Genomic DNA, 22,448 nt, shown 5'->3' with positions numbered 1-22,448 from the left:
CGTGCTTCTTGAGAACTTCGACACGATGGCGGCCTTGGCCGCCGTTTCGCTTCTGGCGGGCTTCGTCGATTCCATTGCCGGAGGCGGTGGGCTCCTCACGGTCCCGACCCTGCTGATCGCCGGGCTCGACCCGGCCCAGGCCATCGCGACCAACAAGGTCCAGGGCGCCGTCGCGGCCGCCTCGGCCACCTATACGTTCGGCCGAAAGGGCATGATCGCCTGGTCCTCGGCCTGGCGCTTCGCACTGATCGCCTTCGTGAGCGGCATTGCGGGCGCGCTCTGCGTCAGGTTCCTGCCCCGCCCCGTCCTCGACGGGCTGATCCCCCTGCTCCTCATCGCCATCGCGCTCTTCTTCGCCCTCTCGCCGAAGGTCGGGAACGAGGATGCCCATGCGCGGATGACCGCCACCACGTTCGGCCTGACGGCCCCGGTGGCGGTGGGCTTCTATGACGGGATCTTCGGTCCCGGCGCCGGCTCCTTCTATATGCTCGCCTTCGTGACCCTCCTCGGCTACGGGGTCGTGCGGGCAACAGCCCACACCAAGCTGCTCAACCTCTCCAGCAATCTCGGCAGTCTTCTTCTCTATTCGGCGACCGGCGCGGTGGTCTGGCCGATAGGGCTCCTGATGGCGGGCGCCTCCCTGATCGGCGCGCAGATCGGCTCCCGGCTGGCCCTCCGCCACGGAGCTCGGATCATCCGCCCGCTCCTGGTCCTGGTGTCGAGCCTCATGGCGCTCAAGCTTCTCCTCGACCCCGCCAATCCCTGGCACCAGGGGCTCTCGCGGCTGCTCCCGGCGCTTTTTTGACGCGCAAACGCCCGCAAGCGTTGACGCTCGGCCCGTCCGTCGCTATAAGCCGCCCCATACGAGCCCGCGCATCCCGCGGGCTCTCCGGTTTCCATGCAATCAACCGACCGCCGTCTCAAGCCGGACAACCGGCTCGCCCGCGTCGGATTTTAGAGAACGAGGACAGGCCATGGCCAACACCGTGTCGGCCAAGAAGATGACCCGCAAGATCGCGAAGCGCACCGCGGTCAACCGTTCGCGCCGCAGCCGTATGCGGACCTTCCTCCGCAAGGTCGAGGAGGCGATTTCCTCCGGCAACCAGACCGAGGCCGTCGCCGCCCTCCGGGCCGCAGAGCCCGAGCTCATGCGCGCTGCCCAGAAGGGCATCGTGCACAAGAACACGGCCTCGCGGAAGGTCTCCCGCCTTGCCCTGCGGATCAAGACGCTGAGCGCCTGATTCAGGCCGCCCGCCCGTCTCAGAACAGGCTTTCGAAACCCGGCGCTTGCGCCGGGTTTTTTCATGCCCGCCGCACCTCAGCAGAGCTCAAGCTTATCCACATTGCCCCTTGACTCCAGGGCCCGTTCCAGGGGTGTCAGGCGGCCAATCCCGACTTTGAAACGCGCAGCAAAATACGACGCACATCAATAGCTTAGCAGGCAAAGCTTCGCGAAGCATCGGAATCCGGCGGATCCGGCACGCGAATCACCACTGAATCAACATTGCGGAAAAACTCTTTTCCGAACCCGTGGCCGAGCTGTGGTGGAACTGTGAATCAATTGGAGAGTCAGGACTTTATGGCGTCTGCGGAAAAGCTGTGGACGGGCCTGTGAGTGCCGCAAGCCCTGTCGGAGGGCCCGTGGCCCGACTCGGCCGTATTGCCCCACCCCACCCCCCTGTGTAAGGTCAATTCCACTTCGGCGGCCCGCCGCGAAGTCATCCACTCAAGTCACAAGGTCATAGCGCTCGATAATGGGGACGGAGCATTGTTTCAGGAATTAAGAAGCAAGAGAAAGCTCTGCACATTTTCGAGGCTCCACTTGGAGAACCTTGAGAGGATAGTCGGAAGATGACCTGTCTTGGTCATCTGTACTTAAGCGTAAAACGATAATCATTAGTAGTATTGGGGGCGCCGGGTTTCAAAGGAACCTGGTGTAAGTCTGTCCCTGACATTGGGGCAGGCCATGGCGTAGGGACTCTCTGCCTCAGCGGAGGGAGTCTCTTGGAGGGATTTTGATGTATCGCAGCGAGGATCATCGCACCTATGCGGCCCCGAACGAGAACGGCATCGAGGCCTCGGGAGAGCAGAGCGCGCCCGACATTTGGGCCAGGGTCAAGCGGCGGCTCCGGGCGGAGCTGGGCGAGGACATCTTCGCCAGCTGGTTCGGCCGCCTCGAACTCGATGCAGTGATCGATGGCTGCGCCTATCTGACGGTGCCGACCCGCTTCCTGAAGAGCTGGATCGAGTCCCACTATACCGACCGGGTCCTGACCCTCTACAGGACCGAAGCGAACAACGTGGAGCGCGTGGTGATCGGCGTGCGCAGCACCGCCGGCCGCGAGGGCGCAGCGTCACGGCGCCTGCCCGAGGCGCCTCGCCCGAGCGCCAGCACCAACCCCTCTTCGATTCCGATGGGCATGCCCGCGATCCAGGAAGCCAAGCCTGCTGCGGCACCTCACTCGGACGACCGGAGCGATGCGTCCGATCTCGGCGGCGCCCCGCTCGATCCACGCCTGACTTTCGAGAGCTTCATCGTCGGGCGTTCCAATGCCCTCGCGCATGCGGCCGCCGACCGGGTGGCCCAGGCCCAGAACGGCCAGGCGATCTACAATCCGCTCTATCTCCATGCGGGGGTCGGCCTCGGCAAGACCCATCTCCTTCATGCCATCGGCCATGCGGTGCGGATGCAGGGTCGTCGGGTGATCTACCTCACGGCCGACCGCTTCATGTACGGCTTCGTGGCCTCCCTGAAGGCTCAGACCTCGCTGGCTTTCAAGGAGCGCCTGCGCGGCATCGACCTGCTCATCCTCGACGATGTTCAGTTCATCCAGGGCAAGCAGATTCAGCAGGAATTCGGCCATACCCTGAATGCCCTGATCGATGCGGGCCGCCAGATCGTGGTCGCGGCGGACCGCCCCCCGGCAGATCTGGAGAGCCTGGACGAGCGCGTGCGCTCCCGCCTCGCCGGCGGCCTTGTGGTCGAGGTGGGCGGCCTGGACGAGGCCCTGCGCGCCTCGATCCTCACGACCCGCATCGAGGCCCTGCGGGCCATTCACCCGGCCTTCGAGGTGAGCCCGAACGTGATCGCCTACGTGGCCCGCGCCATCACGGCCAATGGACGCGATCTTGAAGGCGCTGTGAACCGCCTTCTGGCCCATGCCACCCTCACGGGCTCGGCCATCACCCTGGAGACCGCCGAGGTCGCGATCCGCGATCTCGTGCGCAACCGGGAGCCGAAGCGGGTCAAGATCGAGGACATCCAGAAGCTGGTGGCCTCCCGCTACAACGTCTCCCGCTCCGACATCCTGTCCGAGCGCCGCACCGCCGCCGTGGTCAGGCCCCGACAGATCGCCATGTATCTCTCGAAGGTGCTCACCTTGCGCTCCCTGCCGGAGATCGGGCGCCGCTTTGGCGGACGCGATCACACCACCGTGCTCCACGCGGTGCGCAAGATCGAGAAGGCGCTGGGCGAGGACAACGCCCTGTCCGACGAGGTCGAGCTCCTCAAGCGCATGCTGCAGGAATAGGCAGATCAACAGGCACCCCGGGGATACGCACCGCTCCGGCGGCGCCCCGGGCTGGGGAAAGCTGGGCCGGCGCTTGCTTTTGCCGCCGACCTTCGCCAATCTTGCCGCCCCTTGGGTTTCCGTCCACCTGCCGGATGGCCGGCCAATAATTCCAACGAGAATGGGTGTTGGACTATGAGAGTTACCGTCGAACGAGCCGCTCTGCTGAAGGCGCTCGGGCATGTTCACCGGGTCGTCGAGCGCCGCAACACCATCCCGATCCTGTCCAACGTGCTCCTGCGCGGCGAGGACGGGATGCTCCGCCTCAGGGCGACGGACCTCGACATCGAGGTGACCGAGACCATTCCCGCCGACATCACGGATGCGGGCTCGACCACGGTGCCGGCCTACGTGATCTACGACATCGTGCGTAAGCTGCCCGACGGCGCCCAGGTCTCCCTCGAGACGCCCGGCGACACGGGCCAGATGCAGATCCGCTCCGGCCGCTCGCGCTTCATGCTCCAGGCCCTGCCCGAGAGCGACTTCCCGGACCTCGCGGCCGGTGACCTGCCGCACCGCTTCACCCTGGCGGCCTCCGATCTCAAGCGCCTCATCGAGAAGACCCAGTTCGCGATCTCGACCGAGGAAACGCGCTATTACCTCAACGGCATCTATCTCCACACCATCGATGTGTCCGGCGCCACGATGCTGCGCGCGGTTGCGACGGATGGGCACCGCCTCGCCCGCGTGGAGCTGCCGGCCCCGCAGGGATCCGAGGGCATGCCCGGCGTGATCATCCCGCGCAAGGCCGTGGCCGAGATCGTCAAGCTCGTAGAGGATGGTAGCGAATCCGTGACGGTGGAGCTCTCCTCCGCCAAGGTTCGCCTCACCTTCGACGGCGTGGTGCTGACCTCCAAGCTGATCGACGGCACCTTCCCGGATTACCAGCGGGTCATCCCGGCCGGCAACGACAAGCTCCTGACCGTGGAACGCGCCGATTTCGCCAAGGCCGTGGACCGGGTCTCGACCATTTCGTCCGAGCGCGGCCGGGCCGTGAAGCTCGCCCTCAACGACGGGCGCCTGACCCTGACGGTCAACAACCCGGATTCGGGCAGCGCGACCGAAGAGATCGAGGTCGATTACGATTCCGCGCCCATCGATATCGGCTTCAACGCCCGCTATCTTCTGGACATCACGGCCCAGCTCGACGGCGACACCGCCCTCTTCAAGCTGGCCGATCCCGGCTCGCCCACGGTCGTGCAGGATCGGGAAGGCGCTTCCGCCCTCTACGTGCTGATGCCTATGCGCGTCTGAGGGGCACGTTCGGCTTTCCGTCAGAACGGTATCCGCGCGTTGACCGACCGTCGGTAGACCGGCAGCGCCATGTCCGCGAGATCATCCCGATCGAGGAGGCGCGCCACGCCGGCCTCCGCGATCGCACTCGCGAGGTTGCGGGCCGGACAGGCATGGCGTCCTTCCCCAAAGGCCAGCATCCCTCGGCCGGATGCATCGGCATCCTGCTGAGCGGCCGCCAAGATTACCAGAATCCCCTCCCCCGGCTTCAGCGCCTGACCGGCGATCACGGTCTCCAGGGCGACGTATCGGCGCGTGTTCTGGATCGGCGGATCCCGCCAGAGGACCTCCTGCACGACCGATGCAAGTACGGCTGCGTCCTGCATGGCCGCAAGCCTCAGGCTCGGGTCACGACAAAGCGTAACGAGGACGTTGCCGATCAGTCCCGCCGTCGCCTCCTGCGCCTGCATCATCAGGCCGATGGCATTGGCGGCGATTTCATCGGCATCGTGACATCCGGCCCTCTTGGCTTCCGCAATCAAGGTTCTGCAAAAGGCACTGTGACGTCCGTCATAGGCGAGATGTGCACGCATCTCCGCCATCAGGTCTGATGCGGCCTCTATGGACGCTTCGACCGTTTGCGTCCCGGCAAGCGGCGAAAGACCTGCCACGAAGGACGTTAGGGAGGCAGCGAGCCCCGTGAGCGCCTCGTCTGGGAATCCCAGCAGCCGGGCCACCACCTGGACCGGCAGCGAAAAGGCAAAACCCGCTAGGTCCGGCTTCTCCTCCGACAGGTCGGCCGCGAGCTGTGCCGCGAGGGTCGCGCTTACCTCCATCGCGTCCCGCGGCTCAACCATCGCAAGAGCCTTGACGATGGCGGCCTTGAGCGCTGTCCGTTTCGGATCGTCGCGCATGCGAACCAGATGCCGGAAGATTTCGCCTGCCGGCGTTCCGGCGATGGCATTTGGAACTGGCTCGTGAACCGGGCGGACATGGCAGGCCGCGCTTGCCAGCACTTCAGCGATGGGCCCGGCTCCCGCCGCCACCCAGAGGCCGAGGTTCTCGTCCCGGTAAAAGGGCTGCCGGGCCGCGAGCAGGGCATAATACGATGAGGGGTCGGGATGCATGACAGCGGCCACCGGATCGCGCGGACAGGTCACGATGCGGCTCCCGGCGCAGGCAGTAGATCGGCCGGGACCTGCTCGCGCTCCGTCATTCCATAATCCCGCAGGACCGCCGCGACCCGCAGGCGGTAGCCGCTGAAGATCTCCGCCCGACCGCGGGCCTGGGCGGCGCGGTGCTCGGTCGTAAGCCGCCACGCTTTCACGGCCTCCTCGTCGCGCCAGAAGGACAGGGATAGGATTCGGCCGGGCCTGCTGAGGCTCTCGAACCGTTCGATGGAAATGAACCCGTCGATCTCTTCGAGGATTGGTCGCAGCGATGCGGCAATCTCCAGGTAGGCGTCGCGATGTCCCTCACGCGGCTCGACTTCGAAGATGACGGCGATCATTCGGTTCCTCCCATACCCTTGGTCCCATGCCCGTTGGCTGGCCGAACCTTCCATGAAACGACCCCGCCGTCGCGCCCGAACATTTCGCTCACGGCCGAAATGTCGACGGTGCCGCCGGCGGCCGTTGCTCTTTCGGCGCTTGATCTTTCGGAAGGACTCCCGGAAAAGGGGCGTCGGATCCGCCATGCCCCCCGCCTCCCCCGCCGCTTCCCTCATCACGCACCTGACGCTCCAGGATTTCCGCACCTATGCGAACCTGGAACTCGCAGTCTCGCGCCCGCTGGTGGCTCTGGTGGGCGAGAACGGCGCCGGCAAGACCAACGTGCTCGAGGCCATCTCGCTGTTCATGCCGGGGCGCGGCCTGCGCCGGGCGGAGCTCGCCGATATGGCCCGCCAGGGCGGGCCCGGCTCCTTCGCGATCTCGGTCGCCCTGGAGACTCCATACGGCGAGCATCGACTCGGCACCGGCCTCGACCGGCCGGACGAGGAGACGCGTCCCTCGCGGATCTGCCGCATCGATGGCCTTCCAGCCTCCTCGCCGGCTGCTTTCGCGGAACATCTGCGCATCGTCTGGCTGACGCCCGATCTCGATGCGCTCTTCCGGGGCCCTGCGGGCGACCGGCGCCGCTTCCTCGACAGGCTGGTCCTGGCGGTGGATGCCGAGCACGGTACGCGCGTCAACGCCCTGGAGCGGGCCCTGCGCTCGCGCAACCGGGTGCTGGAGGACAGTCCCGACGACCGGCTCTGGCTCGACGCCCTGGAGCGGGAGGTGGCGGAACTCGCCATCGCGGTCGCGGCCGCCCGGCGGGAAACCGCGGAGCGGCTCGCGGCCCTGATCCTGGCGACCCGGGACGAAGCCTCGCCCTTCCCGTTCGCGACACTGACCCTCGAGGGCGAGATCGATGCCCTGGTCGCGACCCTGCCGGCAGTCGACGCGGAGGACCGTTACCGGGCCATCTTGCGCGAATCGCGCCCCCGCGACCGGGCGGCGGGACGCACCCTGATCGGCCCCCAGGCCACGGACCTTCTGGTCCGCCACGGCCCGAAGGATATCCCGGCCGCCATGGCGTCCACGGGCGAGCAGAAGGCGCTGCTCATCGGCCTCGTCCTCGCCCATGCGCGGCTCGTCGGCAGCATGAGCGGGATCGCGCCCTTCATCCTCCTCGACGAGGTCGCGGCCCATCTCGATCCGAAGCGCCGCGCTGGTTTGTTTGACACCCTGGAATTCCTTGGCGGGCAGGTGTGGATGACCGGCGCGGATCCGGGCCTTTTCGCCGAGCTTAAGGGGCGGGCCGATGTGCTGCAGGTCCAGCCAGGGCGCATCGAGCCTCTGGTCACCCCGTGACCATCCTCCGACCCTTTCTGGCCATGGGCGGCCTCGGGCTCGTCGGCGTCCTGTCACTTGTCCCAGGCCTCGACGCCGCCGTCGAGCAGATCCGGCATCTGCCGGACGCGCCACCCGTCTCCGACGCGGCGCTGACGGCCATCCTGCTGATCCAGCCGACCGTCCTCGTCCTGGTCGCCATCGCCATCGGCGTTCTTCTCGCCGAGAGGGCGGGCCTTGTGTCCATCCTCCTGCGCCGCAGTCGCGGGAAGGCCGCGCCGGAGGCGGCCGGCGGCTGGCTTAACGCCCTCATCCTGGCGGGGATCGCCGGCACGGTGGCGGCCTTGGCTGACTTGACCTTGCGTCGTCTCTCGCCCGGCTCCTTCACCCATATCCCGCGCCTCGACGACGTGCCCCTCTCGGGCCGGATCACAGCCCTGCTCTATGGAGGCGTCACCGAGGAGCTGATGATCCGCTTCGGGCTCATGACCCTGCTGCTCTGGCTCGGGATGCGCGTCCTGCGTGGCCGTCGCCCCCGCGGGCTCGTCTGGATCGCCATCGCCCTGGCGGCCCTTCCCTTCGCGGCCGGGCACCTGCCGGCGCTGATGAGCCTCGGCCCTCCCGACGAGGTCCTGATCCTGCGCACCCTCGCGCTCAACGGGCTTCTCGGCCTCGTCTATGGCTGGCTCTACGCCTCGCGGAGCCTGGAGCATGCCATGCTGGCGCACATGGCCACCCATGCGATCTTCTGGACCGCGACACCGCTCCTATCGGCTCTCGGTCTTTAGCTCGAGGCCTCGCTGTCGAGGCACTTGGGAGCAGCACGTGACGTAGACCCTGGAGCATGGTCTACTGGCGCTGACATGGGCTCCTGTTGTAATCATCGCTGTGCGCCCATCCCAAGTATCTGACGAGCCATTCCATGGACATCACGGGCCTCCTGGTCTTCGCCACCGCCCTCTTCATCGCGGCCGCCTCGCCGGGACCAGGCATCGCCGCCATCGTGGCACGGGTCCTGGGCCGCGGCACCCGGGGCGCCGCCGCCTTCGGAGCGGGGCTCGCCATCGGCGACGTGGTCTGGCTGACCTTCGCCATCGTGGGCCTCGCGGCCCTGGCGCAGACCTTCCATGAGGTCTTCCTGGTCATCAAATACGCGGGCGCCGCCTACCTGCTCTATATCGCCTACAGGCTCTGGACGGCCCCGGCCGCGGCCCGGGAAGTAGCGGCGGACGGCAAGGCCGAGCATCCGTTCAGGCTGTTCCTCGGCGGCTTCGCCGTGACCATGGGCAACCCGAAGGTCATGGTGTTCTATCTGGCGCTCCTGCCGACCATCCTCGACCTGACCCGGGTCAACCTCCTCGGCTATGCGGAACTCGTTCTGGCGACCTTGAGCGTTCTGGCCGTGGTGCTGGGCGCCTATATCGTGCTCGCGGCCCGTGCCCGCCGCCTCTTCACCAGCCCCAGGGCCATCCGGATCCTCAACCGGACCACCGGCACTGTCATGGCAGGTGCCGCTGCTGCCGTAGCGGCACGCTAGGCTAGTGGCCTCTCCGGAGGCGGCAGAGGGCCTCGGAGAGGCCGATTCGGCACATTTCCGTGGATTCCGGCGTGTTTTCACGCGCGCGTACGCGCGTGGGGGTGAAATTTCAAGCAAGAATGACTAAATAATTGATCTAACGAATCAAACTCAAGGCGCGCCCATATCCCCGATCCCGTCGCGCGCTCCGAAGGATCCTCAATGGCCGAACCCGCAATCAACGTGAATGCCGATGCTTATGGCGCGGAATCCATCAAGGTGCTCAAGGGCCTCGATGCGGTTCGCAAGCGGCCGGGCATGTATATCGGCGATACCGACGACGGCTCGGGCCTGCACCACATGGTCTACGAGGTAGTCGACAATGCCATCGACGAGGCGCTGGCCGGCCACGCCACCGAGGTCACCGTCACGCTTAATGCCGACGGCTCCGTCACGGTGACCGATAACGGCCGCGGCATCCCGACAGACATCCACCAGGGCGAAGGCGTCTCGGCAGCCGAGGTCATCATGACCCAGCTGCACGCGGGCGGAAAGTTCGACCAGAACTCCTACAAGGTGTCGGGCGGCCTGCACGGGGTCGGCGTGTCCGTCGTGAACGCCCTCTCGACCTGGTTGCGCCTGCGCATCTTCCGTAACGGCAAGGAACACGCCATGGAGTTCCGCCATGGCGACGCCGTGGCGCCCCTCGCGGTGGTGGGCGATGCGGATGGCCGGCGTGGCACGGAGGTGTCCTTCCTGCCTTCCACGGAAACCTTCACCATGGTGGAATTCGATTATTCCACCCTGGAGCACCGCCTGCGCGAACTCGCCTTCCTGAATTCGGGCGTGCGCATCGTCCTGACCGACAACCGCCATGCGGAGCGCAAGCGCGAGGAGCTGATGTATGAGGGCGGCGTGGAAGCCTTCGTGCGCTATATCGACCGCGCCAAGACGCCGCTCATTCAGCAGCCGATTGTGATCCGCTCCGAGAAGGACGGCATCGGCGTCGAGGTCGCCCTGTGGTGGAATGATTCCTACCATGAGAGCGTGCTCTGCTTCACCAACAACATCCCGCAGCGGGATGGCGGCACGCACCTCGCCGGCTTCCGCGCCGCGCTGACGCGCCAGATCAACGGCTATGCGGATTCCTCCGGCCTTACCAAGAAGGAGAAGGTCTCGCTCACCGGCGACGATTGCCGCGAGGGCCTGACCGCCATCGTATCCGTGAAGGTGCCGGACCCGAAATTCTCCTCGCAGACCAAGGACAAGCTCGTCTCCTCGGAGGTGCGTCCCGCGGTTGAGAACGTGGTCAACGAGGCGCTCAATACGTGGCTGGAAGAGCATCCGGCCGAGGCCAAGACCCTCGTCGGCAAGGTGGTGGAAGCCGCCGCCGCCCGCGAGGCCGCCCGCAAGGCCCGCGAACTCACCCGCCGCAAGGGCGCGCTCGACATCGCATCCTTGCCGGGCAAGCTTGCCGATTGCCAGGAGCGTGATCCGTCGAAATGCGAATTGCTGCTCGTCGAGGGTGACTCGGCCGGCGGCTCCGCCAAGCAGGGCCGCGACCGCGCCTTCCAGGCGGTGCTGCCCCTGCGCGGCAAGATCCTGAACGTGGAACGGGCGCGCTTCGACAAGATGCTCTCGAGCCAGGAGATCGGGACGCTCATCACGGCCCTCGGCACGGGCATCGGACGCGAGGAATTCAACCCCGACAAGCTGCGCTACCACCGCATCATCATCATGACGGACGCGGACGTGGACGGCTCGCACATCCGCACCCTGCTGCTCACCTTCTTCTTCCGGCAGATGCCGGAGCTGATCGAGCGCGGGCACCTCTACATCGCTCAGCCGCCGCTCTACAAGGCGAGCCGCGGCAAGCAGGCGATCTACCTGAAGGACGAGCGCGCGCTCGAGGACTTCCTGATCGATGCCGGCACCGAGGGCGCGATCCTGCGCCTGGAATCCGGCTTGGAGTTCCAGGGCGACCAGCTGAAGGGCCTGATCGACGAGTCCCGCTTCGTGCGGCAGGTCCTCTCGAACCTCCATTCCCGCTACGACCGCAAGGTCGTGGAGCAGGCAGCGATTGCCGGTGCGCTGCGTCCCGAGGTGGTGGAGGATCCGGAGCGCGGCCCGGCTGCGGCGACCTACATCGCCCAGCGTCTCGATGCGATCTCCGAGGAGATCGAGCGCGGCTGGACCGGCGAGGTGCGCGAGGGCGGCTATGTCTTCTCGCGGACCCTGCGCGGCGTAACGCAGGTCGCGGTTCTCGACCAGGCCCTGATCGCCAGTCAGGAAGCCAAGCGGCTCGACGAGCGCGCGGCCTCTCTGCAGGATGTCTATGCAAAGCCCGCCACACTCGTGCGCAAGAGCGATGCGATGGCCATCGACGGCCCGCTGACCCTGTTCACGTCAGTGCTCGCTACCGGCCGCAAGGGGCTGCAGCTCCAGCGCTACAAAGGCCTCGGCGAGATGACCGCCCAGCAGCTCTGGGAGACCACTCTCGACCGGGATGTGCGCTCGCTCCTGCAGGTCAGGGTGAAGGACGTGACCGACGCGGACGACCTGTTCGTCAAGCTGATGGGCGACGTCGTGGAACCGCGGCGCGAGTTCATCCAGGAGAATGCTCTCTCGGTCGCCAATCTCGACGTGTGATGCTTTTTGCTGGTGGACAGTCATACAATAAATGCGAAACCGACCGACAAATATTGCGAAACTTTCCACCAAAAAGCCTGCCCTCCTCTCTTAGTGTGGCACAAACACTCAGATCCGCAAAGCGGCGCGGGTGTCCAAGGTTAGCGGCATTGCTGTTCGCATTGCCAACGCCTCGACGGGAAAACCGTCTGGCACGGGATTAGACTTACGGCGGCGCGCCCTGGTCGGCGCGCCGTTTGCCGTTCACGGACCAAACGCGCCGCCCTTCTCTAGCATGGCAGGTTCCATCACTCCGAAACTGGCTGTTCCAAGCCGTCCCACATCGCCATCCATGTCCGGTCAACGCGGTCACAACTGGGGGCGCCTGTGCATTCTCGATGGTACAGGCCACAGTGGCATGAGCCCGTCGGGCCGCCCAATCACGTCGGACAGTTCGTCGCTTTCAGGCCGCGCTCGCCCGCAACGGCGGCATGGAGGTTCCCATGCAGAACGCAACCATGGTTCGGGCCGGCGGGCCACTCCTTGCAGGAGCCGAGGCGCTCGGTCACGCCGACACCCGGATAGTTTCGAAGCACTACGCCCACTTGGCGCCGTTGTATGTGGCGGAGACAGTCCGGAGGACAGCGCCGGATCTAGCCTTGCCTAATGATAGCAAGGTCGTAAGCTGGGTTGCCAAGTGGGATCCCGATAACCTGTGCAAAAGCCGTGACGATATTCCTTTAGGGCTGTTCTCCGTCTCTAGTTTGTTCTATTTTCGTTCGCATGGCTCAGACCTCAGACATCGAATGGACCAACGCCACTTGGAACCCTGTAACCGGGTGCACCAAGATCAGCGCTGGCTGCGATTTTTGCTACGCTGAGCGTCTCGCAGAGCGCTTTCGCGGCGTACCTGGACATCCGTTTGAAACTGGCTTTGATCTGACCCTGCGTCCGGAACGTCTTCGGCAGCCGCTAACTTGGCGCCGACCCCGAATGATTTTTGTGAATTCAATGAGCGATCTGTTCCACAAGGGCGTACCGTTCGAATTTGTCGATCAGGTTTTTGACACCATGGAGGAAGCTTCCTGGCATGAATACCAGGTTCTGACTAAGCGGAGTTCTAGGCTCCGAGACTATATGAATCGGCGCTATCGAGATCGGTCGCCACCGTCTCACGTTTGGCTCGGTGTTTCGGTTGAGGATGAGACTAAGCTTTCTCGCGTCCGCCACCTGCAGCAGGCAATCGCCGGAGTTCGCTTCCTCTCAATCGAACCCCTAATCGGGCCCATCGGCCCCCTTGACCTGACGAGTATTCATTGGGTGATTGTCGGCGGGGAGAGCGGCCCCGGCGCACGGCCAATGGAGCCAGAATGGGTGATAGATATCCGCGACCAATGCCAGCGCGCCGGCGTTCCGTTTTTCTTCAAACAGTGGGGCGGTAGGACACCTAAAGCGGGTGGGCGCCTCCTGGAAGGCGAAGAGTTTAACCAGTGGCCGGCCAAAGCCAGAATTTGGCGGCATGCGGCCGAATAAGGAGAGTTGATGGCTGCACCGAAGACCACTACTTGGCAACTCGACGAGCACACCCGAGCCAAGCACGCCATCCTCCGAAGATACCTTGATGCCTGGATGCCGATCCTAAGCCTTGGCGGTTTTCCCAGGATTGTCTTCATCGACGGGTTCGCCGGACCGGGAATTTATGCGGACGGGACGGAAGGGTCGCCGATTATCGCGCTTAGAGCCTATTTGCTGCAGGCTGCGACTATTCCATCGCAGGTTGACTTCCACTTCATCGAGAAGGATGAGGAGCGGGCAGCGCTCCTGCGGCAGACGATTGAAGAGTTGCTGGCGCAAGCCGGTCCGCATCCGAAGCTGACTTATCAGGTGCACAGCGGCAGTTCCTTCAATGAAGCCTATCTCTCGATAGTTCGCTTTAACTGCTCACCAAGAACCCCTGTTTTTGCCTTCATAGATCCGTTTGGGTGGACAGGGATTCCAATGTCCACCATCGCCAGCATCATGAGGTCGACCCAGAGCTCCGAAGTGCTCATCAACTTCATGTTTGAGGAGATCAACCGATTTTTGGCTCATCCAGATCAGGTTGAAAACTTTGATGATCTCTTCGGTGGACCGGAGTGGCGCGATATCGTGAAACTCTCCGGTCGGGAGCGGCGCGAGCGGATTCGGGATCTTTATGCCGCGAAGCTCCGGGACGTGGCAGGCGCAAGATACGTTCGCTATTTCGAGATGCGAAATGAGCGCTCACATACAGACTATTACCTCTTCTTTGCGACCAAGAGCCTCCGCGGCCTGCAGAAAATGAAAGAGGCCATGTGGAAGGCAGACCCGGCCGGAGGCTACACGTTTTCAGACGCAACGGTTCCAGACCAACTGGTTATGTTCGGACCTGAAGTTGCGCTCCAGCGGCTTGAGAGTGATCTAGTTAACCGTTTTGGCGGACAGTCAGCCCGCGTCGAGGACATCGAAGAGTTTGTTGTCGCTGAGACTGCTTTCCGGGAGGCCCACTACAAAGGAGTGTTACGGGAGCTTGAGCGAAGCGGGAAGCTTGAGGTGATCAATCCAAAGCAGGGACGGCGGCGAGGGACATTCCCTGCCGGAACCTCTGTTCGGTTTCCGACCCCTTAGCGGGCCAGCGCCTTTAACGGTTGGAATCCCTTCATCCATATTACCTGAAGCACCAGATCCAAAAGTGGCTTGCATTTCTGGGGCCGGCGCTTCTTCCTTAATGAGAGCATTGTGCGGAAAATCGGGTCCGGATTTCCGGACAATGCTCTGGCCCTGTCTTCCTATACGAACGTGTGATGTCAGAGTTTTCGCTTTATAATCGGATGCGCGAACACGGGACTCTAACCGAAGCTCCCAGTGATGTTCCGGACGCCCGCTTTGCCCTTCCCTCCACAATTCATTGGATCCGCGCGCTCGCAATCTTGGTCAAAGAGCTCGGCCTTACGTTTAGATCGGCTCGAGTATTCTATGCTAACGTGCAACGTCGGAAGCTATCAGAACGAGAGCTCAACTCTATTTGCGAGCAGTTGCTGTTCGCCCTTCACCAGTTAGCGGCGCTAAAGGCAATAGCGGGAACGCAAAACAAAGCAGATGTTGCTCGAATCGGCATTGTGACGTGGTATTATGGTGTCTACGGTGCTGCCTCGGCTATGATCGCCGCTGCTGACGGATCTTTCCCAGAGACGCACGCGGCCACTGCGCAGCAATGGGACCGGCAGTTTGCGACTAATGGCTCGGCTATGGCACCCTTTGGCGATCGTCTCTCGAGTCTCGTGGCCGCGAACGTAGAATTGGAACTGGCGCCTATTCGTGCACGTGGCAAACATTCGCTGGCGATCAAGCCATCGGATGCGAAGGAGGCCTGGGGTTGCATTGCCGAGTATCTCGCCGGGACGGCGGACTGGGAGCAGTGGAACATTCGCGAGCGTGTTCGCGAGACCCGAGAATTTAAAGATCTCAAGACTGACAGTTTTCGCACTGGCGCGGCCCGTACCCTGCGCGATAAGGCCTATGCCCGACGCAGCATTGCGTTCCTGCACGAAGCTGCTCGCTACCGTGGCAAGGCAAACTATCGTGACGCGATCTATCTTGCCTACGGTCGATCTGTCCCCAAACTACTCGACGATTTCATCGATGATCTCGTGATGGTTTTAAGTGGGTTCGCCGCGATGGCAGCGGCCTACTCCGCTACGCGCATGGGGAGTGAGTTGTGGACAGCATTTCTAGATGATCTTGAGGCGAAGCGGGCAGTATCACTATCCCCGAAGGCACTGTGGTCTTGAGGCATGTCTCTAGATCAAACCACCGGGGACGCTATCGGGTTATGGATTCAGATTGGTGGCAATGCGGCGAGGACAAGGAGGTCATTCAGGTGCTTCAAGCAACTCCGGCGTCGGGCGTCGAGATTCTGCCCGAGTTGGGGGTCGCGGACCTCGAGATAACCGCGCTGCTGTTCCAGGCGCCCATCTTTAATGCCCATTGCCAGAGCATTACGTAGCTCTGCTAGGTCCTGATCAAGCTCCTTGAGACGTGCCTTCCATTCAGGCTCGTCAAGATACCGCCATCCACCGATCGCTTTTCGAATAACATGGCGAGATTGCCGATCTACCAACTCGCCAGTTCGCAAGGCGGTTTGAGTGTCCTTCAACGCTTGGGCGAAATCATCGAAATGTTCGTTGCCTAAGGGATCGGTGAAGGCGGGTCGGTGGAAAGCGGTTGCGATGGTTTCAATAATGAGGCGATCTTGGTCCCGAGCGCCTCGGATCTGGATTACGTCGCGATAGTACCATTCCTGGAGCTCTGGATAAGCATTAAGCCATGATATGTAGTCATCCCAGAACCAGAGTAAGATCTGGAAACGCCCCTGCCGTCGATACTCTTGGCTGAGAAGCCGAGCCTCGCGCTGAATTTTTACGTCCCGCTTCGCCGTTGTCGCCAAGATCCAGATATCAAGTGATGGATCGAATGCCTGGGCCTTCGCCGCTTCAGTGCGGAGAAAATTCCCGCTGATTGTACCACCGGGCAGCGGATGGTTGTTCTCATCAAGGTCGTCCAGCCGCTTGCATTGGACTGCCAGTTCGCCGAACTTAGTGTGCTCGGCATACACATCCACGCCATCCTGCGCCTGCCCTGGGCGGCCGATCTTCTCAGCCCGAGGCACGTTGTAAACTAATTCAACAACTGATTGGGTAAGATCCTCGAACTGCTGCCAATAGAGTGGCGGTTGGAAGAATTGGGTCAGCTGTCCCATGCGATAAACCTAAATATCAAACTGGCTTCGGCGACTGACTAAGTCAAGGAAGGGAGTTTTTTTGGAACGATTAGCAAACCCGCACCAAATTGACGGACCTTGCAAGCGACGGAGAGTAGAAATCACGCTTGGTGGGCACTATCTCCGAATGGGCTGATACTATCGAGCATTACCGGTATCAGCAGATCGACTCAATGGATCAGTGACCAATGGCTGGACGTTCAGTCCTCATAACAAGGACACGCCTTACACGGCCATTCACCTCGAACTCGGCCTCGTCTTCCTCGGTCAAGCCGATCAATGCTTTCGCGAGCGGGGAGTGTTCGGCAAGGAAGCCGTTTGCTAGATCGTCACGGGTAGAGCTAAGGGTGAACGTTGCCGTCTTGCTATCATCGAGGTACCTGATGATGACTCGATCACCGACACGGATTCCACTTGAAGAGGCTGATCGCTTTTCCACCTCTTTGAGCTTCGTCCCGTTATGTCCGTGAGCCTGTGCTGAGGATTGCTGGCCAGCGTTATCTGAGCCAGCCGACCCATCTTGAGCCTGTGCCGAGGGTGCCGTGATGTGGGCCGTGAAAACCCCACCACCGACAGCACCATCACTTGGCTCGATTCCATGACGCTCCAAGGTAGCGAACAGATCGTCCATGCAGCCGTCCGGATCAAGCGTGAAACTCGACGCCCAGCAGCGCCAGAAGCGCCAGCCAACACGCTCCAGAATGCGCTGCCGGCGCATGTCGTCTGCCCAGCGCTCCGGACCATGGTACTGATCACCGTCGCACTCGACGGCCAGGCGCCGCCCATTTGCTCCCTCGACAACAAGGTCGATGCGGTACCCCATGGCGCCAACCTGCGGAGTGACCCGGTAGCCCCGCTCCAGAAGGCGGCGCAATACCTCACGCTCAAAGTCCGACTCACACATGGCTTCAAGGTCACCTGTCGGTGTCGCCGCACCAGCCATCGGGTCACGGAAATGGCGGATCACCCGCGCTTTCAGGTCGTCGGGCTTGAGTTCCTCTTCGCGGACTGAGCGGACGAGCACAAGACGGTCGCGGGCGCGTGAGAGTGCGACGTTGAAGCGCTGCTCGAACTGGGCTGCCGTCTGAGCTTGCTTGCTGTTGGGATCAGCAATCATGGACAGGAAGACAATGTCGCGCTCGTTGCCCTGGAAGGTGGCGCTGTCACCGCAGGCGATACGGTGGCGCATCATCACATCTTCCCGAGTTCCTCGAGAAGCATGCGGTTGATGAGCGCTGCCTGCTTTGCTCCGATCAGGGACACCACGCCGATCGTGCGCCAGCGGTCCTGTGCCTCGATGCGGGCAAGGGCGGGATCCTCAACGACCTTGCGGATCTCACTGACGATGACCTCGGCCTCTCGTGGGTTCTGCTTGTCGCCCTGGCGGCGCCCATCCGGCACGTAGATGTCGACGAGCGGCGGATCAAGCCGTTCATGCCCTGTCGGCACGCGCAGCGGCACCAAGGGCTCAGAGTAGAACTGCATGGAGAACCGGATGATCGGCTCGACGCAGCGGAAGTGCTCCTTGAGCATCACCAGCTTATCCGGAAACATGACCTTGGCGAGGTCGTAGAGTGAGGCTCCCGGCAGCAGAAGCGTCTTGAACGGTTGTCCTTTGAGGAAGCCATGCTCCAGGCGGTCGATCTTCGCGTTCTCAATGAAGGCGGCTGTCGGACTCACCTGCTTGTCGTCACCGACCACGAGGATCTTCTTACCGCGAAGGAGTGCCGGAACCTCACGGATGTCCGACTGAGAGGCCTCGTCCATGATGACGAGGTCGAACGATCCAACCTCACCAGGCAACTGCTCTGCAACCCGCCATGTCGGCATGATCCAGCATGGAATGGCGTCGTAGCATTGCGCCATGGCACTGCGGGCGTCGCGGCGGTGCCGGACCGCGCCCTTTCCGGTGCCCTTGCCAGTCCTGCGGAGGGCTGTGGCGAACATCATCAGCGCAGAGCGCACCGGCCCAGACATGGACCGACCAAGCTCATAGAAGGTCCGCTCGCGCACCACCCGCTCGAAGGTTTTCCTGATTTCCGCATCAAGGCGGACCCGTTCCTCGGCCAGGCTGCGCAACCGATCCCGGTCATCGATCCGCGCCAGATAAGCCGAGGCGGCTGCCCAATCCCATGCCTCACGCCAGTCGACGGGGATCAAGGCATCCGTCTCACCTTCGACCGGTTCTGTGGCCAACCGACGGCTCCAGAGCGGAGCCCCCAGTGTGCGGATCCGGCCTGTGACAGTACGGACAAGCGCCAGATGGTTCTTGCGCTGATTCAGGTCATCGATCTGACGCCTCAAGGCACCCCAGAGCCGGGCAATGGTCTCCGCCTCGATGTCGGATCTTCCAATCGCCTCGCCCAGCAGGTCACGGGCAAGTTTTCCGATCTTGCCTGATGCGTCCGAGAAGAGTCCCTCGAGCCGGGACACTTCAACGCGCGCAGCGGCGAGCTGTGCGGAGGCCGCCGCATTCCGAAGCGCTGCCTCGGCATGTTCCATCCGGGCAGGATCGCACCAGAGATCTCGAGGCGAGCTCGCTCCAGGTACGACTTGGCCGAAGACCTCCTCAAGCGTGCGCATGGCGCCAGTCCCCTCCACGAGGATGGCACCAAGGAGGCTGACGAGTTGCTCAATCTCCCGCGCCGATCCTGCAGACGGAGCGCCAATCTCCTCGGCCAGCGCCCGCCACCGGACGCTCAGTGAACTGACTTGCTCCCGCCAGATGAGGTATTGGCGAATGTGGTCCCAGTCCTCCCGAGCAGCCGGCACGCGTCCTTGCACCTCGATGGCCTGCACAACTGGCCGGAGGGCCTTTTCGCGAAAGGCAAAGAAGCCAAAGACCTCCTCGCCGTTGGCAAGGCGGCCGATCAACTTGCTCGCTTCAGCGGCTGCTGGCTCGAAGGTATCAGGCAGTTCCACCGGCTGGGCCAGGTAGCGCTTGCGCTCCTCGACAATCGGCTTCGCGTCTTCGGCAAACCGCAGGAGCAGATCGAGCGCGCCGGCTCCTCGCTCACCAGCAATCGCATGCTGAGCCACTGGCTCAAGCCAGGGATTGGCCTTGGCGAGCGTCTGAACACGCTGGAGGGTCCCAAGGGCTTCGGCTCCTCGCAGCGCCTGCCCGATGGCACCAACTGAGCCGATATGGATCGTCAGCGAGCCATCCCGTGCGGCTATCTCCGCGAAGCGCTCAGACCGGACGAGGTCCTCATGCAGCCGGGCAATGACCTCCCCGTCAGGCAGATCCTCAACCGACGGGAGCTCCGCGTCCAGGTGCTCGAGCCGGGAACCGAGGGTCAGACGTGCCGCTCGAAGGGCGGAGATCTCGTCGTCTGAAAGACCAGCGTCCTGCGCGGAGTGCTCCGGGCGATCCTCGAACCACCTGTATTGCTCTGCCGAGGAGACAATTCGTTTTGCAAGCTCCGCTGGCCGCTCACCAGCCGCTGTCGGAGCGAGCTGCAACAGGGCGAACTGCTCGATCTCCTTGTCAACCTTCTCAAGCCGGGTCCGGAGCCCGACTACGGAGGCTTCCAGGTCACGGATCAGACGCGATTGCTCGCTGGGCTTGATGCTCTCGACGACGGACTGCAGGAGGCGCACGGCCGTCTCGAGTTGCTTGAATCCTTCCCGCTCTGTGGCCGTGATGCTGATCGCGAGGTCCCGGACCCCTTCGGGCAGCTGGTTTCGCAGGACTGCAAGGGCGGGCTCGCCATGCGACACGACCAGGACCCGCCGGCCGGTGGCCATGTAGTGGCAGATGACGTTGGAGATCGTGTGCGTCTTGCCCGTGCCGGGTGGTCCCTGGACGACAATGCCATCGGTGCCTTCCAAGCGCCGGACGATCTCGATCTGGTCATCGTTGAAGGGCTTGGGGAAGAAAAGGTCCATAGCCTCAGTTTGAGGCGCCGCCTCCGCTGTCGCGCCGGTGGTCTCGCCGACGCGATTGCCCAGCGGAGCCCAGATATCATACGGCTCTGCTGTGGAGGGGCCCATCACAAGGGTCTGGGCCGGACCCGGCAACGAACCCTCCTCGGCAGCCTTCTCAACCGACTTCTTCAGGTTCTCGAGGTCGGCCAAGATGAAGCTGTCGGATCGTCTCCGGGCGAACAGAACCCAACGGTCCGAGACGGTCAGGCGCTCGCCGGCCGGCGGCATCGGCTGATCGGGCGCCATTGCCTGGCGATCAGGCAAATATACGCCCTCGGCATCCAGACGGGCCTGACAGGCGCGGAGAACCGGTTCGAATCCATCGCGCCGATAAGGTGAGATACCCTCGTCCGCATCGACGGCCGCGATCGCCCGTCGGGATGCGTCCAACGCCAAGGGAGCCCCTTCCACACCGAGTTCCTCAAACGGGCGCATGTTGACGCTGGCTGTGGCGGCCCGGGGGCGAACCTTGATCTCACCACCGGCAAGATCGTCAATTTCGATTTCCACGAGACGCTCGACCAGAGGCAGGTCGACCTCATTGCCATCCCTAAGCCAGCGGGAGAGCCCCATGCCCCAAACAAGTTCGAAGGATTTGTCGCCTCCTCCGAGTTCGGCGAGCTGGGTGACCTCAAACAGCCTCTGATACAACGCCAGTGATCGGCGGACCGGACGTTCCGTCATCGACCAGGGCAACCACTGTTCGGTGATCCACGTCTCGGCGGCGCTCCTGAGGTCGGGGCGGTCCTCCAAGCGCAGACGCACATCCCAGCGGGGAATGGTCTCGTCCTTCTTGATGGCTTCCGCCACATCCTCCGGTCGCACGGCTCCGGAGGCCAGTAGTTCATCCCGCTCCGTCTCCGTTACCGTCCGAAGCAGATAGTCCCGGAGTTTCGGCTCTCGCTCGGGATCAGGGGAAATCTCCAGCCAGTCTGCGGCTTGTTCTGGCGGTGCGGGAGGATCACTGCGCCGGAGACGCTCCACGGCAAGCCACACCGGGCCATCCTCGTCCACCAGATCGTGACGAAACCCAGGCATGGCATGCAGTTCATGCTGATGCAGCACAAAGGACTGCCCGGTCGGAAAACGGTGCTCGGAGAGGCGCAGGGCTGGCCGCTCATCCAGCCGGACCACCTGCTCGACGTATCCCAGGAGATTGTGAAGGCGTTCAGCGGCAGGTGCGACGGTATCAGGTGCAGACATCATGTTCTTTGGTTTGCTTCGTCCCTAGCCCCTCAAACGAAGCTTTGTTGCTAGGAGACTCGTCTGAGCGTTCGGTATTGGTCAAGCCTAAAGTGTCGGCCCATTAGCGTCACAGTGACCATAGTGAGACGAGCGGACGGACAGAATTCCTCGCCTGCACTCGCAAGGGATAGCTGTCAGCCTGACGCTTGGTAGCCCCAATCGGCTTCCATCAACGCTGATAGTATCCAAGATCATCCATTATGATTTCAAGTCTATCTTGCGCAGCCGCGAGGGCAATTAACTTTTGCACGCTTGGTATACTCAGAGTCAAAGTCGCTTCTCGCAGAGTCAAAGCGCAGCTTTCATCTTTCTTTCGACTCGCCGCCTTCACCTCAAGAATCCTGCGGCATCAGTTTTCCAATGCGAACTGCGTTAACAATCGATCAAAAATTTCAGATCGACTCCACACGCAACATCGAATCAGACATCTCTTGAACGGTTGAGAGAAGAGCGGGTGCGCAGGCTCCAGTTCTTTGCGCCACAAGAGCAGCGCTCCCACAGGCCTATCGCCCCGGTGGGCCCGTGGGAGCCTGAGGTGTTGGCGTTCACGAACGTCGATGGCGGGACTAACGTCCTACTGGAGGTTCCGTCCGCCTAGGCAGGCTGCTCCCGAAACTCCCGCAACTCTTTTCGAACAGGAGAAGCGACCCGTGGATTAAGGCCGGGCAAAGCAAAAGGCCCTCGAAGCTGGAAACTTC

16 protein-coding genes are annotated in these 22,448 nt (G+C 62.9%); 11 read left to right on the top strand and 5 right to left on the bottom strand.

The window, feature by feature from the left end; translation table 11 throughout:
- The first annotated feature begins 25 nt into the window (after positions 1–25).
- The 4 genes from C4E04_RS01535 (at position 26) to dnaN (ending at position 4,823) form a co-directional block, all read left to right on the top strand.
- A complete protein-coding gene (locus C4E04_RS01535) occupies positions 26–805 on the top strand; it encodes a TSUP family transporter (RefSeq protein ID WP_109600651.1) in 780 nt (259 codons plus the stop codon).
- 169 nt (positions 806–974) lie between these two features.
- On the top strand, positions 975–1,241 hold the full coding sequence (gene rpsT, locus C4E04_RS01530; RefSeq protein ID WP_109594296.1) for a 30S ribosomal protein S20: 267 nt from the start codon (positions 975–977) through the stop codon (positions 1,239–1,241).
- Between the two features lie 777 nt (positions 1,242–2,018).
- The gene (gene dnaA, locus C4E04_RS01525) at positions 2,019–3,530 is read left to right on the top strand and encodes a chromosomal replication initiator protein DnaA (protein ID WP_109594293.1); all 1,512 of its coding nucleotides are present in this window, start codon (positions 2,019–2,021) and stop codon (positions 3,528–3,530) included.
- 174 nt (positions 3,531–3,704) lie between these two features.
- Complete coding sequence (gene dnaN, locus C4E04_RS01520; protein WP_109594291.1) at positions 3,705–4,823, top strand: DNA polymerase III subunit beta; 1,119 nt, start codon at positions 3,705–3,707, stop codon at positions 4,821–4,823.
- A gap of 20 nt (positions 4,824–4,843) precedes the next feature.
- On the opposite strand, the gene C4E04_RS01515 is transcribed toward dnaN, so the two are convergent.
- Complete coding sequence (locus C4E04_RS01515) at positions 4,844–5,962, bottom strand: cytochrome P450 (protein WP_109594289.1); 1,119 nt, start codon at positions 5,960–5,962, stop codon at positions 4,844–4,846.
- The gene (locus tag C4E04_RS01510; protein WP_109594287.1) at positions 5,959–6,312 is read right to left on the bottom strand and encodes an antibiotic biosynthesis monooxygenase; all 354 of its coding nucleotides are present in this window, start codon (positions 6,310–6,312) and stop codon (positions 5,959–5,961) included. The genes C4E04_RS01515 and C4E04_RS01510 overlap by 4 nt, the downstream gene beginning before the upstream one ends.
- Before the next feature lie 184 nt (positions 6,313–6,496).
- Here C4E04_RS01510 and recF point away from each other — a divergent pair, with 184 nt between their 5' ends.
- From recF to C4E04_RS01470, 7 genes are all read left to right on the top strand, one after another.
- Entirely contained in the window at positions 6,497–7,657 is a 1,161-nt protein-coding gene (gene recF, locus C4E04_RS01505) for a DNA replication/repair protein RecF (RefSeq protein ID WP_109594285.1), read from the top strand.
- A complete protein-coding gene (locus C4E04_RS01500) occupies positions 7,654–8,424 on the top strand; it encodes a CPBP family intramembrane glutamic endopeptidase (protein WP_109594283.1) in 771 nt (256 codons plus the stop codon). Before recF ends, C4E04_RS01500 begins: the two co-directional genes overlap by 4 nt.
- A 134-nt stretch (positions 8,425–8,558) precedes the next feature.
- Positions 8,559–9,173: a LysE family translocator gene (locus C4E04_RS01495; protein WP_109594281.1), complete on the top strand. Its 615-nt coding sequence runs from the start codon at positions 8,559–8,561 to the stop codon at positions 9,171–9,173.
- 201 nt (positions 9,174–9,374) lie between these two features.
- Positions 9,375–11,801 (top strand): DNA topoisomerase (ATP-hydrolyzing) subunit B, encoded by a 2,427-nt coding sequence (gene gyrB / locus C4E04_RS01490; protein WP_109594279.1) that lies wholly within the window; start codon positions 9,375–9,377, stop codon positions 11,799–11,801.
- Between the two features lie 762 nt (positions 11,802–12,563).
- Positions 12,564–13,313, top strand: a complete 750-nt coding sequence (locus C4E04_RS01480; RefSeq protein WP_109594275.1) for a DUF5131 family protein — start codon at positions 12,564–12,566, stop codon at positions 13,311–13,313.
- 9 nt (positions 13,314–13,322) lie between these two features.
- Entirely contained in the window at positions 13,323–14,426 is a 1,104-nt protein-coding gene (locus C4E04_RS01475; RefSeq protein WP_109594273.1) for a three-Cys-motif partner protein TcmP, read from the top strand.
- 176 nt (positions 14,427–14,602) lie between these two features.
- The gene (locus C4E04_RS01470) at positions 14,603–15,589 is read left to right on the top strand and encodes a hypothetical protein (RefSeq protein WP_109594271.1); all 987 of its coding nucleotides are present in this window, start codon (positions 14,603–14,605) and stop codon (positions 15,587–15,589) included.
- Positions 15,590–15,636: 47 nt separating this feature from the next.
- On the opposite strand, the gene C4E04_RS01465 is transcribed toward C4E04_RS01470, so the two are convergent.
- The 3 genes from C4E04_RS01465 to C4E04_RS01460 all read right to left on the bottom strand — a co-directional run bounded on the left by C4E04_RS01465 (position 15,637) and on the right by C4E04_RS01460 (position 21,711).
- A complete protein-coding gene (locus tag C4E04_RS01465; protein ID WP_109594269.1) occupies positions 15,637–16,557 on the bottom strand; it encodes a hypothetical protein in 921 nt (306 codons plus the stop codon).
- Positions 16,558–16,756: 199 nt separating this feature from the next.
- Entirely contained in the window at positions 16,757–17,770 is a 1,014-nt protein-coding gene (locus C4E04_RS21275; RefSeq protein ID WP_245416201.1) for a GreA/GreB family elongation factor, read from the bottom strand.
- Positions 17,770–21,711 (bottom strand): AAA domain-containing protein, encoded by a 3,942-nt coding sequence (locus C4E04_RS01460; RefSeq protein WP_245416200.1) that lies wholly within the window; start codon positions 21,709–21,711, stop codon positions 17,770–17,772. The genes C4E04_RS21275 and C4E04_RS01460 overlap by 1 nt, the downstream gene beginning before the upstream one ends.
- Between the last annotated feature and the right edge of the window lie 737 nt (positions 21,712–22,448).

It is taken from the genome of Microvirga sp. 17 mud 1-3 (genome assembly GCF_003151255.1).
Classification (GTDB): Bacteria; Pseudomonadota; Alphaproteobacteria; order Rhizobiales; family Beijerinckiaceae; genus Microvirga.
The sequence above is the reverse complement of the archived record's forward strand: the minus strand, read 5'-3'. Positions and strand labels throughout refer to the sequence as shown.

Excerpts from the sequence above, each read along its gene's own strand:
- C4E04_RS01535 (WP_109600651.1), top strand. The coding sequence starts at position 26 with ATGGCGGCCTTGGCCGCCGTTTCGCTTCTGGCGGGCTTCGTCGATTCC.
- rpsT (WP_109594296.1), top strand. The coding sequence starts at position 975 with ATGGCCAACACCGTGTCGGCCAAGAAGATGACCCGCAAGATCGCGAAG.
- dnaA (WP_109594293.1), top strand. The coding sequence starts at position 2,019 with ATGTATCGCAGCGAGGATCATCGCACCTATGCGGCCCCGAACGAGAAC.
- dnaN (WP_109594291.1), top strand. The coding sequence starts at position 3,705 with ATGAGAGTTACCGTCGAACGAGCCGCTCTGCTGAAGGCGCTCGGGCAT.
- C4E04_RS01510 (WP_109594287.1), bottom strand. The coding sequence starts at position 6,312 with ATGATCGCCGTCATCTTCGAAGTCGAGCCGCGTGAGGGACATCGCGAC.
- recF (WP_109594285.1), top strand. The coding sequence starts at position 6,497 with ATGCCCCCCGCCTCCCCCGCCGCTTCCCTCATCACGCACCTGACGCTC.
- C4E04_RS01495 (WP_109594281.1), top strand. The coding sequence starts at position 8,559 with ATGGACATCACGGGCCTCCTGGTCTTCGCCACCGCCCTCTTCATCGCG.
- gyrB (WP_109594279.1), top strand. The coding sequence starts at position 9,375 with ATGGCCGAACCCGCAATCAACGTGAATGCCGATGCTTATGGCGCGGAA.
- C4E04_RS01480 (WP_109594275.1), top strand. The coding sequence starts at position 12,564 with ATGGCTCAGACCTCAGACATCGAATGGACCAACGCCACTTGGAACCCT.
- C4E04_RS01475 (WP_109594273.1), top strand. The coding sequence starts at position 13,323 with ATGGCTGCACCGAAGACCACTACTTGGCAACTCGACGAGCACACCCGA.
- C4E04_RS01470 (WP_109594271.1), top strand. The coding sequence starts at position 14,603 with ATGTCAGAGTTTTCGCTTTATAATCGGATGCGCGAACACGGGACTCTA.
- C4E04_RS01465 (WP_109594269.1), bottom strand. The coding sequence starts at position 16,557 with ATGGGACAGCTGACCCAATTCTTCCAACCGCCACTCTATTGGCAGCAG.
- C4E04_RS21275 (WP_245416201.1), bottom strand. The coding sequence starts at position 17,770 with ATGATGCGCCACCGTATCGCCTGCGGTGACAGCGCCACCTTCCAGGGC.
- C4E04_RS01460 (WP_245416200.1), bottom strand. The coding sequence starts at position 21,711 with ATGATGTCTGCACCTGATACCGTCGCACCTGCCGCTGAACGCCTTCAC.